Consider the following 15,091-nt stretch of genomic DNA (forward strand, 5'->3'; position numbering starts at 1 on the left):
TTAGGAAGCCATATATATTTTTTTTGACGATATTCCACGTTGAAAATTTGGAAGGATAAAGAATTCTTTTTAACTTTGCCAACGGTAAATTTCGTTGATGCAGAAAAGAACTTGAAGACTAACGCGCTCCCTTCTTGAAATGATCATCGCCCATTGTTATTTGCCATGACGTGAGGAATTTATTTATAAACTATAATCTCTACCAATAAGCAAATGAAAACAAAACTTATAATATCCATCTGTCTGTTGACGTCTCCCTTCACCGCATTGGCGAAGAAGAAGGAATATCCTCGTGCTGAAATAAAAGTGGGTTATACTTATAACGAAACTTTTGTGCGTGGCTCTGACGGCATAATAAAAAGAGAGATACCGTTTGTGCTTCTCGCAAATAAAGAGCAGTCAAAGTTTTATAGTCCGAAAACAGAGTTCAAGGATTCATTACAGTCAACTCCACAGGGACGTGTTGTTGAGAAAGAACTTTTTAACGATGCTATAAAACGATATATGGAGACAAAGGATAGGAGTGCGATGAGTTCGGTGGTGTATCAAACTTTTCTATATGTTTTCCGTTCAAAACCGGACAATGAAATGACTGTATATGACAAAGCCGGATCACTTGAACAGGGCTATTACACAGAGCCTATTGGCGAAATACAGTGGGAAATCGGAGATTCCACTAAAAACGTGCTCGGATATGAGTGTACCATAGCGACGGCGGATTACCACGGCAGGCATTGGACAGCATGGTTCACACCGGAAATACCATTGCAGGAGGGTCCGTGGAAACTCACCGGATTGCCAGGCTTGATTTTGGAAGCGGAAGAGTCAACAGGACAACACAGTTTTGTAGCAACGGGCTTGGAGGCTTCAAATCAAGAGATATATCCGATCTATCCTTATCGGCAATATGACAAGATGTCGCGAATGGAGATGCTTCGGCAGTATCGCAATTATTTGGATCACAGCAGCTCCATAAATTCTGCGGCAATAGGTATCAACCTCGGTAAAGATCACATCAAAAACGAGGAGGAGTCAAAAATAGATTTTCTTGAATCCGATTATCACTAATGAATATGAAACGACTTATTTACACAACGATGGTAATATCAATTGCCTTGACAGCATTTGCCAACGACTATGTGAAAGATGCGGAGCCTGCAATACTGGAGGTTCATTATGACAGGACAGAATATCATGATTCCACCGACCATGACAAAGGACATTTCAAGGATCCGGTGATGCTTCGCATAGGTAAGGACAAGTCTGTTTTCTGCGGAGTCAAGAGATTATGGCAAGACTCTATAATGAGGTGCGATCCGGCTACTTTCTGGGCAATGGACCGAGCGAGAATTATGAGTGAAAAAGGAGTTACTAAGCAGTTGCCGTGCGGACATTATTGGTCTTACATTTATAAGAATATCCCGGAAGAGAAAGTTACCGAACGGTGCTATTTCGATATGGAACAGTGGCAGTATTCCGAGGATTGGGAAAAGCCCGTATGGGAAATAGGCGACAGCACAAAGGTAGTGCTTGGATATGAATGTGTCAAGGCAACGACTAATTACCGCGGCAGGACGTGGACTGCATGGTTCGCCCCTGAGATTCCTGTTCAGGAAGGCCCGTGGAAACTCTGCGGACTGCCGGGCTTGATTCTTGAAGCACATGATGCAAACAGTGATTATATATTTGAAGCCACGGGTTTGATGCAGAATCCAAATGCCGAGGTCGGTATCTTCACATACGATGATAAGCGTGGTTATTCCACCGTTACTCGTGACAAATTCTTTAATAACTGGTGGAAGTATAAGCACTCGAATTTCGCTGCCAAGATACAGGCGGCTTATGGTGTGGGACCGGCACAGACAAATGAAAAGCGGAAACCTGTGATGTACGATAAAGAAGAACGAAATTATCCTCACGACCTATGAAAAAATTCACGCTGATATTGATACTCATTTTCGTTATGCTGAATTGTGCGGCGCAGGTCAATGTGACGGGAAGAGTAGTGGAGGAAGCCACAAATGAACCGCTGACCGGAGCATCCGTTATTCTCCGTAATGCCGAAGGGAAGATCAAGAAATATGGTACTACCAAGGCAAATGGCGAGTTTGAAATATCCACACCGACCATCAAGGGTTTCACTCTTGATGTGTCGATGATGGGTTTCGCAAAACAGACGGTGAAACTCGATAGTGTGCAGCTACCGATGACAATAGTCATGGAACATTCCTCCACCATGCTGAAGGAGGTGGCGGTGAAAGCCGACCGTATACGGGAGCAAGGGGATACGATTACTTACAATGTCGGGAGCTTCGCACAGGCGCAGGATCGGAGCATCGGCGATGTCCTGAAACGTATGCCCGGCATCGACGTCAGCAAGAGCGGGAAGATACAGTATCAGGGGGAGGATATCAACAAGTTCTATATCGAGGGCTCCGATCTGCTTGGCGGAAAGTACGGCATCGCCACCAACGGAATAAATCATGATGATGTGGGTGCGGTGGAGGTGATGGAGAACCATCAGCCGATGCAGGTGCTTTCGGGAATCAGTTTCTCCGACAAGGCGGCGATCAACCTCAAGCTGAAGAACAAGGCAAAGGCGACGTGGAGCGTCCACGGCGATGCCGGAGCCGGCTACGCATGGCAGCCGGAGGGTGCAGTATGGGACGGCGAACTCTTCGCGATGGCGGTGATGGCGGGTTTTCAGAACATAACCACGTTAAAGACTAACAATATCGGCGAGGACCTGTCGTCAAACTCTACCGATTTCTTTGCCTCGCGCAGGGAGACGGGATTGAGCCGCTATGTGGGCGTGTCGCTCCCCGGTGTGCCATCTTTGAGTAGCAAACGCACACTCTTTAACCGCTCCGTATTGGTGTCGACCAATAACCTTTGGAAACTGAAAAACGGTGAGTTTAAGGCACAGATAGACTATTCCTTCAATCGCATGACTGCACAGGCGGCAAACGTCACTACCTATTTTCTTGAAAGCGGGGATCGCGTAGTGACGGAGAACCGCGACGGGCGCGACCGCTCGCACGCTGTTTCCGGCAAGTTCATCTATGAGGTGAATAAGAGGACGAACTTCATCAATAATACCCTCACCACCAATATCGACTGGGATGATGTGCGCCTCGGGGTTGCAGGCTCGTTGCCCAACGACCAGTCGGCATCGCTGCCCGATTATTACGTTGCCAACGAATTCAAGATGATAAAACGCTTCAAAGGGAAACATCTGGTTACATTCAAGGCTGACAACGAATGGGAGTCGCTGCCGCAGACTCTCAACGTGTCTATGACCGGAAACCGGTTGCGCCAGCATATAGCGGACCATGCCTTCTATACCAACGAGAGCGCAGCATACGCGTTCTCGGTCAAGGGGATAACGGTCAGTCTTGAGGGGGGAGTGAAGGGCTATCTACGCTCACTAAACACCGAACTCCCCGACATGCCGGAGGAGATACCGGGGATGACTGAAAACGTAATGAATACAAATTATCTCACCGTATATGCCACACCTAAATTCGAGTATTGGGTGAAGCGCGTGAATTTCTCCCTGGATGCTCCTGTTAGTTTTGCACACTATGCGTTCGACAAGGCTCTCGCCAACCGCTCGGAAGTATATTTTTCGCCATCGCTCTATATGAACTGGAAGCCGAACAACCGCTTTTCATTCTCCTTGCGTGGCGGCACCGGTCGTTCGCCGATGAATCTCAACCTTATCCAGCCGGGATATATCATGACCAACTACCGCTCGTTCCGGCAAGGGGTTGACAATTTCTATAACTCGTCATCGCAGAGAATATCGGCAAACTTATCCTATAAGCATACCCGTAATGGTGTGTTTGCCAATGCAATGGTATTGCAGTCATGGTCGCATCTGCCATATACGATGGCTCAGCAGCTATACGGTGACTACGTGGTATATTCCTACACCGATGCCAAGAATGACGGCAGGATGCTCATGGCAAACGGCAGTATCGGAAAGACTCTCGACTTTATGCGTGGCAGCATGAACGTCAACGGTTCCTTCAGCCGCAATGAGTCGCATCTCATATCCGAGAACCGCACCATCAACAATGTAGGCACATCGTGGTCGGTCGGAGGTAAAATCAACGGTATGCCCGTGCGTTGGTTCTCATTTGACTATGCTATAGACTTCTCATCAAGCCGCATGGCGATGAACGGCTTGAAGAACTCCTGGCTTGGAAGCATGGAGAATTCACTTCTCATAAACATCCTGCCGCACAGCAAATGGGAGTGGCGCATAAGCGGTGAGCATTACCGTAACGAACTGACAGCCGGAACATACAAAAATGTGCTCATGCTCGACACGAAGATTGTGTTCAAGATGTCAAAGCGCATCGAACTGTCGGCGATGCTCAACAATATCCTCAACGAAAGGACATACAACTACACCACATACAACCAGCTCACCTCTTTTGAGTCACAACGTTGGCTGCGTGGTCGCGAGCTGCTCATCTCAATATCCCTTAGAAAATGAAAAGCAACATACAGATGAAAACTGGACTTATAGTATCCATATTTCTACTTGCCACTCTCTTTCCTGCATCGGCTAAGAAGAAGGATTATCCACGTGCTGAGATACGTGTGACTTATACATATCCGCACAAGCGGTTGAAAATCGATGCCAAAGCCTATGATGATAAATATCAGATGGTGCTTCTTGCCAACAACGATTATTCAAAATTTTTCAGTCCGTGCACCGAATATATAGACTCGCTTAAATCCACCCCGTCTGGGGAACGGATTTACAACAAACTTATGGATGAGGGAGTTAAAAAGGCAATTGCGACCGGAGACCATAATGCTTATCCGACAAGTAACGGGAGTTTATATGTGATTAAATCTTCCGCTACATCCGATGTCACAGTCTATGACGTGGCAGGGATGCTTGAATATGGATATTATTCCGCACCGTTTGCTGAAATGGAATGGGAAATTGGCTATTCCACCAAGACAATCCTAAACTACGAATGTGTCATGGCTGAAACCGATTATCATGGAAGGCATTGGACAGTGTGGTTTACTCCGGATATTCCAATCCAGGATGGACCGTGGAAACTTTGCGGACTTCCCGGGTTAATTCTTGAAGCAAGCGAAAACAGTGGACAACACCAATTCATTGCCGAGGGTATTGAAATCTGTGATCAACCGATTCCTCCGGTTTATAGTCGGAAAAAATATGACAAGATGAAGCGTAAGGATATGTTGCGAGGTATGCGTAATTATCTCACAAACGGCACTCCTATGGTTAACGCTTTAATAAGCAACACTCCAAGCGGTGAAAAAATAGAGATAAAACAAGACTATACGGATGACGACAAAGACTATGAAGTGGATTTTTTAGAAACCGATTATCATGAATGAAAAATACATTACGCACTCCGGTTTCATAGGAGCTGCATATAAATTCTAATCAGTCAATAAATCCGTTATTGTGCGAAATATTTAAGATCGGCTACTTCAAAGTGGTCGGTCTTTCTTTATTCATAATATCTGACACAATCCATTCTGATAAGGAAATTCTTGAATAGTAGTGATGTCTACGTAAATATTGTATTTTATTGATTGTTCTCTTATGATTGAAATAAAATCCCGATTAATCAAGATAAATTTGATGTTGCATAATTTATTGATGTATAATAATTTATATATAAATAGAATATCGTGGATGAAATTATTTCAATAAATTATTTTCAAAATTAGAGGAAATATATATAACTTTGTAGTATGAATATTAATTGGAGCGTTCTATAGAAATAACGAAATCCAATTGATTAGTCATAGTGAAGTTGTCTAAATTTATAAGAAATAAATATGGAAAACTCAATAGGAAACAGAAGCCATAAGGAATTACTTGGTGAACACGTTGAGAATATATTCAAAACGTATATTGCATCAGGTGTGCATATTTGCGATATTGCAACCGGTGGTGGGAAATCCTACACGATAGGAAAACTCACTTGTGAGTACTATCCGGATTATTTTGACCGTATTGTCATTCTTTGTGTCCAAAATAAACTTGTGGAGGGCATGAACCGAGAAATTGACCGATTTATAAATTCGGTTAATAGTCTTATTAAGCCGACGGATAAACTTGTCATTGAGAATAATCCCGAAGTGATAGCTAAAGCTGTAAGGAGTGGAAGTTTCAAAGAGTTGCTTGATCAGATGTCATGTAGAATAAGAGAATTGAAGAAAGGCAACTATAATGTCAATCAACTCAAGTATAATTACAATTTAGTTAAAAAGATTTTTAATGGACTTTCCGGACTTTTGACTACAATTGAGCCAAATGGTAGGAATGAATATCTTCAAGGACAGATAAATGAGAGTGAATCGAATTTGCGTAGAGCTGTCAGAACGTTTTTCGATACCTATAAGAAATATCTGGAGAATACTCGATCTGGTAGAAAAGTGTCGGTGGAAGTTATATTAAAAAAATTCCCTGCCCTGAAGGATGTGTTTCCACAGGTGGATTACAAGAGTAAGAGGGTGCTTGTCATGACTGTGCACAAAGCAATGTATGGAATTGATCCGATTTTGACGGAAAAGGTTCAGTTGGCAAATTTTGTTGAAAAGAAAAAGACATTGATTTTATTTGATGAATCTGATCAGGCTGCCGTATGTATGCGGAATGCTATTATTGATCAAGCTATCCAAAGTACCGGTGATTACAAACGGTTTGCAAAAGGCTATAATGGTTATCTGCAATATAAGAATCTTATCGATATTCCTGAGCATATTTCTAATGAATATTATGGCGCATTGTTGGAGAAATGTATTGATAGAGCGCAGGTAATCACGCAGACAAATTGGAAACAAATTTTTAAAGATATAAAGCCTTATAAGAATATATTCCTTGAAGATGTTTCAAGCCTTGATAATTATAGAAGAGGTGTGTTTTTCTCCGGACCGATCTTTAGACTGAATGTTTCACAAAAAGGAGATAAAGGTGATAAGATACGTTCATTCATTTGCTATAAGAGAGGAGACAGGCATTTCCGTCTTGTGCATACTGATGATGATGAAAAGCTAAAATCAAAATATGTAGTTGTTGTGACAATGGATAGATTCCTTTCGTTGGTATCGGGAAATACTACAGCAATAAAATCTCAGTTTCGCAATGTGATAACAAAGGCATTAGGAAACAGCCGTAAAACTTTTGAAGAAGAGATAAAGGCTGTGGCAAATAATACGGCTACGCAAAATCAGTATCTCAGTTATCCTACCCTTGAACGGGAGATACATACACTGTTCTCCAGATTTGAAACTACGTCTGAGTACCAATTCGAACAGCAGATGTATGAGTTCATGACGAATAGAAAAAATATTAGCATAAAGGGTAGTAAGGGTGATATCAAACTGCCTGACTTCTCGGTATATTCACAAGGTGTTCAATTTTTTCAGGAAGAGGTTGACGAACGTGATAATCTGCATAGGGTCAGACTTTCATGCAGAGAGATAACCACAACTCCAGAGAAAATCATTGTCAATCTTGCAAATTCATCGGGGGCGTCAGTTGTGTTATGTTCTGCGACTGCATCAGGAAGATCGGTTGTAAGCAACTATGATATAAAGTATTTGAAACAGATACTTGGAAACAAGGTGCATAATTTGTTGATTGATGAAAAACATACTTTCGACAAATTGGTGTCACAGACCTATCCTTCCGGACATAAAGTGGAAATTGTTCCTTTGGAAAAATTTCAATATCCAAAAAATGATCCCAATAGATATGAGATTCCTGAGAAATATAAGAAAATGTTTTCAAAAGAGGCACAGGAAGAGGGTCTGATTGAGAAATGGTTCCGCATCACCATTCGGGATCTTAGTAGGAATTTACAGCCGGATCAGTCTGCAAAAGATGTATCCTTTCAGATTTATCGTCTGTTTCAGTTTATAGAGGCATATCATTGGTTTTATACTCATGACGATATACATAGTATGCTTTATTTTCAGAACAGGACAGGAGATAAAGACCGCAATCAGATTAACGTTATATGCTGTATGATAGATGGTTCATACAAGGATTATCCCGAATTGGATATTGAGATTCCATCGGATTGGGAAAACAAGCATATCCGTATCTCAAAGGATTGGGAAGAGGTCGAGACATCTATCCTGAAAGAATTGGGTGAAGACAATGAGGCAAAGATAATGCTTGTTTCAGCTTATGGAAGTTTCAAGGCAGGTGCCAATTTGCAATATAGCATCCCCTACGGATTGGATTATATTGCCGGAGATAATTGGGATTCGTCAGATGAAAAACTTAAAAAGGATTGGGATGCGGTTTATCTGCAAGCCCCTGCCGGATATATGATGATAAACGAGGATGGCAATGAACAGACTTATGAAAGAAGTCTGTATAATGCTATGCTGGTATTAATGATGTTGTACGAACGTGGTTGCCTTTCAAAAGAGGATGTCGCAAGTTGGATGGGAAACGCTTTGTCAAATAAATTTTATTTTGGCGAAAAGAATAATCCTGGAATAACCAGGGATAAGTCCGCTTGGGTGCAGACTGTTGTAGAACAAGCGATAGGGCGGTTGTGCAGGACGAGAAATAAGCCACATACTACATATATATTGTATGATAGGTCAATGACTCCATTCTTTGACAAGTCAGTTTTAGACAAATCCCTTACAAAGGAATTTAAGGAGCTGGTGCAATATGTGCTGACTCATTCTTATGAGAGGGAAAAATCAGATAATCCGGATGAAGTGATTCGCTGTAATAATGCAAATTATGTGCAAGGTCAATTGGATAGGATTCGGGAAATTGCATTAAAATATACTCCCCATCCGTACAATGATAATGACTCTGATGATGAGGAGGAGGAAGATATTTCTTATAATGTAATGGCAAGTCAAATGATGATTCAAAGTTATAAGAAGTTGATAATAAGCAAACCGGTAATATCATCGTTGGATGACCTCACAGAGGAGGAGAAGAGACTGACGTTCAGAACCAAATGTTATGGCGATTGGATACAAAACGGATCCAATGAATTTATATATGGGATGGATGGCAAGAGAATATGTCCCATAAATAAAGGCAATGTATATCCGATGTCTCCATCAACAGTCAGATTAGACGTGCTAATGAAAAACAATGTGATCCGGGAATATTTTATTTCAAACGGATATGCCACCGAATGGAAAAGTGAGGGATTGATTCTCCATCCTAATATTTTGGCGTATGATTATGCTGGAGAGATAGGAGAGGAAGCGTTTAAGGCCCTTGTCTTGCATTATACCGATTGTACGGAGAAAGACTTGGTTCACCTCAAGGGTAAAGTTTATGAAGTGGGAGATTTTGTCATCAAGAATGCTGACGGAACTAATAAAATTGCCTTTGATGTTAAAAACTGGAATCCTGATATCCCACATTATGATCGTCCCGGAGATATGCCGACTGCCCAAAAACGTGCGGAGAAAAGAAAGAGTCTGGATTGTGAGATTATTTTTGTAAATCTGTTGGATATGCGGATGGAAACGATGGATGGTATACGTGAGATTGGAGGTCTGATTACAGAAGATGGCGTAGTCATACAAAGTGCAATTGAGAGAATAAGACAATTAATTAATGGTTAAGATATGGTAGAAGTAAATAGTATAAATGATTATCCTCTTACAACTAATAGGATAAGAGTGGAGGTAAATATGGAGAGATTTTTCTCCAGCTACTCTATAATCTCATATTACAGTCTTAATAAGGAATTTAAGAATTTGGCGTATGAGCAATTGGCAGATGTAGTTTGCTTGTCTGTTACGGGAATAAGGGCAAGATGGGATGATCTTCGCTATCCTGCCGTCAGATTCTTTATTCTTGTAGAGAAGGGGAGAGTGATGGAGGTTAAGAATAGCTTGAGAATCTATGATAAAATCCGTTTCAAAGAAGATGACCTTTCTGATTATGACGATAGCCTAAGGAAGAGAATCATTGCATCCCTTGCGATCAATTCATTGGGAAAGGTTAGGAATGGCAAGATGATGTATAATGATGGAAGCCTTCTGCTATGTGATGACAGGAATTTTCTGGTATCAAAATCAAGGAAAGAATTAGTATGCCTAAAGATTGAAGTAAACGAGTATATGAATCTTACTGCAAAGACGGCAACATTTTCCAACCCCAAAAACATTGGTCAATTGCGTAAATATGGAAACTGTGTGTTTCAGGTCAGTAAAGATATTTATGGACAATGGTGGTCGGGATTATCGGTAAAACCGATTGTTATAAGGAATCTAAAGGATAGCGACTTAAATATAGAAGATCTATATATTAAGAAAAAGATACTACCCGACAAGCGTAATATCGTTCCGTATTGGCCATACAAACCGGAAGACTATATACATGGGAAACTATTTGCGCTATCGCAGGTGGTGGAATCTGTAAATGATAAGTATAGGGGCGTTTTGGAGATTGATTTTGAGAATTTTGATTTAATGCACTTTGATCAATATAAACCGGAGAAAGATATGTTGGCTTCGCTTAAAGAGTATTTTGATGGTAAAAATATATCCTTTGAAGATCCTTTTGGCACTAAGGAATCCGGCGAACTTATTGTTGAGATGCAAAATGAGTTTATTCAGGTTGTCGGAGATATACTTCGATTCCCGAAGAAACGCGTAAATGATGATATGCTGATAAAACTTGTTGAACCGATAGGCGAACAGATAGATATGACTCATTATACGCAGTCACACTACCGTAAGGCTCACAATGCAACAGCCTTGCAGCATAAGGTATTCGATAAGGGAATGGCAAATAAGATTAGCAAGGCAGAAGCCAGAAGAATCTTGATTGAATTGATGGTTAAGGATTGCTTGATTAATCGGAGTCTGCCACCTAAGTTGGGTGATTTACTAAAGGAATGGGAATTTATCAGATATAAGATAAACCGAGGAAACGTGATTGGGGCATCTTTATCAATAGCCAAAGATAATGTCATTAATATCAAAGACTTTGGATTCCCTGAATCCTCAGAATCGGATATCCTATGTGACTTCGAAAGTTTTGTCAATGAGAAGTTGCATTATGCAAACTTTGAAAAGATAAGGGGAGCCCGTGATTATATGGCAATGAAGAAAAATGGAAACGTTTTTCTAATTATTGACACAGATGAAATCCCCATGCTTGACGTATCGCTTATTGACGATGGATATGTTGAGATTGCAAAAGGGGAGAATCCATTAGCTTTTTTTAAAAGAAAGAGAGTCGCCCGTAAATATTTGAGAGGTTATGTAGGTTTCCATTTGTGGCATACGGAAGGATTGGATGGCGAGCCGAATGCTTCATATTCCTACATTGCGGGAATAAATAATGACAGTATCCAATTGGATAAGAGTCATAAGATGGATAAAATGCCGAGGGCGAGACGTATATTTGTTTTGCACAAGGAGCATCCGGAGCAGATAGAGAATCAGATAATGGAGATAGCCGACATGCTGAAGTTTGGTTTTGGCAGATGGAATGAACTTATGACGTATCCATTCCCATTCAAATTCCTACTCGAATACCTTGATGATGCAGCAGAGATAGCCTTCAGCAAGCATTGGAGTGAGATTACGTATAAGTGAGATTATTTCCGGAACATTTTTTGATATGAGGATAACATATTAAAAAAGAGGCGGAGACCAATTGTTGATTTCCGCCTCTTTTTACTTTCGCATAATTTTTTCGATATCTTTCCAATCAAAGCTCCAGTAAGTTTTGCCATCACCAGCAAAGCAATATACGTCACTTACCTCTCGTAGCCTATGTGGAGGTTCATGGCCAGTATTGATAGCTTGTTTGGATTTGTGACGAAAGATGCGATTGACCATTCGCTTGTCGTCTTTTTGAGAAGTGGCGAATGTGCTCATGGGAGTTTTTCTTTTGCTTCTGCTCATAAAATGTAAGAGTTGATGTCTGTCGGTTAGACAGACTGATTAAACACCTACATTTTGTCGAGATAAAAAAGATTCTTGTACATAAAAAATGTTTTTCAAATAGTTGTGCTACTAATTTCATTCGCTTTAATCAGCCATACAGTTTATCGAGTTCTCGTTTGGTAGGTTCTTGCTCCTGCATGGTACGATGCAGTGTTGGCAACTATGCGTTTATTAAGGAGTTGCAGTTTAAATGGTTCATGCCTGATTTTGGTAAGTCATTGACTTGGCGGAACCGTCTTTTCTTGTTGTTCGAGGCTGTCACAGCCTCCATTTCCAAGCCACACCGGGCTTGCTGCTTTCGTCTGCAAAATTAGCGATAATCTTGCGAGCTGACAAGAGTCATCCGACCGAAAAATCGGTCGGATGCCTTAAAAACGGTCGGATTAGGCGCCTTTTCGGTCGGATGCCTTAAAAAACGGTCGGATTAGGAGTCCTTTCGGTCGGATGCCTCATCAATCTGCCATTTCAAACCGTTTCTTTCAATTGTTCCTTCGTCATTCATTTCAACAAGAAGTCGGCCCAAATAGCGAAGCTGCTGTTCTTGAGTCTTACTTGAGGGCAATACTTCCTTGAGGTATTCAAATATTGTTTCACGTCGTGCGCCATCTTCTCCAGCATTTTGCAGTAACTGAAGAATCATTTGTTTAAGTCTTGATTTGTCCAAGCCCTTGGCTTTGGTGTAGCTGGGGAGCTGCTTGGAGGCTTTCGCCACTCCGAGGGAGATAGTATAGTTGGGGGCCTCACCTTCGATTAGTCCGCGTTTCATGAGGTCTTGCGCTATCTCCTCATCTATACGGTGTCCTTTCTGAATGGCATCGAGGGAAATGCAGTCGTGGAGTGTCAGGGTATTGTTATCTTTGAGAAGCTTGGTATATCGTTCATTGATGGCATTGCCATAGATGCGCACGGCCACTTCTTTCTTCTCGTTGTCAATCTCATAATCGGGCATCGGGAAACGGCGTTCCATCTGCTCTGTAAACATCTTCTTGATTCCTCGGCTCACGGTGTCAATCATATTGAAATGAACCATAGCCTTGCACAGACAGGCATTGCGGAAGAATCGCTGCGGGCCGTTTGTAGCAAGTGCATTCTCCAATGTGCCTGGGATGAACGAACCTCCATTGGCATAGTACAGGAAGCCCGGATTTTCAACGAAGTTAATTCTTTGACGCAGAGTATAATCCTGGTGTGCTATGCAGTTATGTAATGCCTCGCGAATGGTATAGTCGTCGTACTGTTTCATTGTGTCAGGGAACAGCGTTCCGCCGGGCATTTCACGCAACGTCAGGTTATGTATCTTGGCAAGAATCTCATCGACCGTCAGGATAAATGGAACGGAGAAATGCTCATAATCAACCACATCCTGCTTCTCGTCACGGAGAGTCCAAGTCACTTCGGCGACAGCAGGACGCAGTTTACTGTCAGAGAATATCTTGCCGAGTAGAATGATTGCGGCGCGTGTGAGCTTGCCGTCAACCATCAGCTCACACTTGCTAAGGAACTCTTCTGTAGACCAGCGGTTGACCTCCTCAGCAGGTATGCGGCTGTGTACTTTCTTGAACATCTTGCGAGCTTTGGCAATAGCCACTTCATCGAGGTCGTCGATTGTTGCATTTGGTACAAGTTCTGCCGACCAATCCGGTTCCGGTGTCTGATGCCGAATTTCATCCATCTTTGATTGGTTGAGCGGCTTCAGACTCTCGCCGTCGCGACCGAATGCGATTCCTTTCCACTTCATCACGATATTTCGCGGAGAAGCCGGAATCTTGAACATCAGGATACGCTTGCCGTCAACTTCAAGCGGAACAATCTCGCGGAACGTCTGGCCGTCAGTTGTATGCTGTGCGAAATCATGCTTGAGATTATTGAGTGCACTCTCTCCGTTTTTATACGATGTGCCGACAATCTCATGCCTCTTCTCGTCATAGCCAAAAATCAACCATGCGAAATCAAGCCCACGAAGATTCGCCTCGTTGCTTAACGCCGAGAAATACTTGCCCAAGTCATCGAAGTCAAAGCTGTTCTCCGCCTTCTTGAACTCCACGACCTCACTTTCTTTATGCGAAATCAACGATTGAAATATGTCGATGAAATTATTCTCATTCATAATCAATATGAAACTTCATTTGAGATTCACTTTCCAATAGCCCGATTTGTTACTTCCGACGCGCTCCACAAGCCCTTTCCCTTTCAAGGCACTTATAATCTTTCTTACTGCACGGTCGGTAATCCCTATTTCTGAGGCAATTTCAGCTGCCGTTATATGCGGCGATTTCAGCAATAATTCAAGGATATGGGTCTCCGATTTATTAGGAACTTTGTCAGGAACTTTATTAGGAACTTTCTCTGTTGTTTTATGCTTTTCCAGTGTGTCACGGATTTCTGTCAGCATAAAATCAATGAACGGCCCCGATTGTCCGGCAGCAGTAGATGCGGCAATAGCATCGTAGTATCGTTGCTGATTGGAGAAAACCATATTCTCTACCGGCAGATGCTCAAAAACGGGATTCAGCCTGCCCAATATGAGCGATTGCCAAAGTCTCCCGGTGCGTCCGTTGCCATCGCTAAACGGATGTATGAACTCAAATTCGTAATGGAATACGCACGACCGAATCAGCAGATGGTCTTGGGAACTTTTTAGCCATTCAAACAGGTTTCCCATAAGCTGAGGCACCATCGACGCACTCGGAGCCATGTGTACCAAACCCTTTTCGCCGAAAACGCCAACGCCTGCGTTGCGGTACCGTCCGGCATCATCGGTCAACGCCTCCATCATAACTGAGTGTGCTTTCTTCAAGTCTGACTCTTTGAACGGATTTAGAGAGCCATAAAGTTCATACGCCTTTATTGCATTCCTCACCTCTTGAATCTGCCGAATCGGGGCGACGACATTCTTGCCGTTGATAATATCCGCTACTTCATCTTCTGACAGCGTATTGCCTTCAATAGCAAGAGAACTGTGTATGGTCTTGATACGGTTCGCTTTGCGCAGCCGCAATCCGTCCTCGTTTTCAAGCGCGATGGCATACCGCTCCAACAAAGCCGAAATTTCCGCAATGAGATTTATTGCCAATGGCGACACTATAAAAGGAGGCGTTTGCATATCTTTCTCTATTTAATTAATCGGGTG

Annotated in this window: 9 protein-coding genes; 6 read left to right on the plus strand and 3 right to left on the minus strand. The window is 42.3% G+C overall.

What is annotated here, in order from left to right:
• The first annotated feature begins 213 nt into the window (after positions 1-213).
• From E5331_RS03460 to E5331_RS03485, 6 genes are all read left to right on the plus strand, one after another.
• A complete protein-coding gene (locus E5331_RS03460) occupies positions 214-1,068 on the plus strand; it encodes a GLPGLI family protein (protein WP_123484531.1) in 855 nt (284 codons plus the stop codon).
• Between the two features lie 5 nt (positions 1,069-1,073).
• Positions 1,074-1,928: a GLPGLI family protein gene (locus E5331_RS03465; protein WP_168355125.1), complete on the plus strand. Its 855-nt coding sequence runs from the start codon at positions 1,074-1,076 to the stop codon at positions 1,926-1,928.
• Positions 1,925-4,504 carry a carboxypeptidase-like regulatory domain-containing protein gene (locus E5331_RS03470; protein ID WP_123484529.1) on the plus strand — a complete coding sequence of 860 codons (2,580 nt, stop codon included), beginning with the start codon at positions 1,925-1,927 and terminating at the stop codon, positions 4,502-4,504. The genes E5331_RS03465 and E5331_RS03470 overlap by 4 nt, the downstream gene beginning before the upstream one ends.
• Positions 4,505-4,518: 14 nt before the next feature.
• A complete protein-coding gene (locus E5331_RS03475) occupies positions 4,519-5,391 on the plus strand; it encodes a GLPGLI family protein (RefSeq protein ID WP_168355126.1) in 873 nt (290 codons plus the stop codon).
• 450 nt (positions 5,392-5,841) lie between these two features.
• Complete coding sequence (locus tag E5331_RS03480) at positions 5,842-9,621, plus strand: hypothetical protein (protein ID WP_169477660.1); 3,780 nt, start codon at positions 5,842-5,844, stop codon at positions 9,619-9,621.
• Positions 9,622-9,624: 3 nt separating this feature from the next.
• Entirely contained in the window at positions 9,625-11,607 is a 1,983-nt protein-coding gene (locus E5331_RS03485; protein WP_123484527.1) for a hypothetical protein, read from the plus strand.
• Between the two features lie 81 nt (positions 11,608-11,688).
• Here the strand turns inward: E5331_RS03485 and E5331_RS03490 are convergent, their stop codons facing one another.
• The 3 genes from E5331_RS03490 to E5331_RS03500 form a co-directional block, all read right to left on the minus strand.
• Complete coding sequence (locus E5331_RS03490; protein WP_123484526.1) at positions 11,689-11,919, minus strand: hypothetical protein; 231 nt, start codon at positions 11,917-11,919, stop codon at positions 11,689-11,691.
• A 466-nt stretch (positions 11,920-12,385) separates the two neighbouring features.
• Positions 12,386-14,068, minus strand: a complete 1,683-nt coding sequence (locus tag E5331_RS03495) for an RNA-binding domain-containing protein (protein ID WP_135984674.1) — start codon at positions 14,066-14,068, stop codon at positions 12,386-12,388.
• 15 nt (positions 14,069-14,083) lie between these two features.
• Positions 14,084-15,064: a Fic family protein gene (locus tag E5331_RS03500; RefSeq protein ID WP_123482732.1), complete on the minus strand. Its 981-nt coding sequence runs from the start codon at positions 15,062-15,064 to the stop codon at positions 14,084-14,086.
• Between the last annotated feature and the right edge of the window lie 27 nt (positions 15,065-15,091).

The sequence above is a fragment of the Lepagella muris genome, from assembly GCF_004793975.1.
GTDB lineage: Bacteria > Bacteroidota > Bacteroidia > Bacteroidales > Muribaculaceae > Lepagella > Lepagella muris.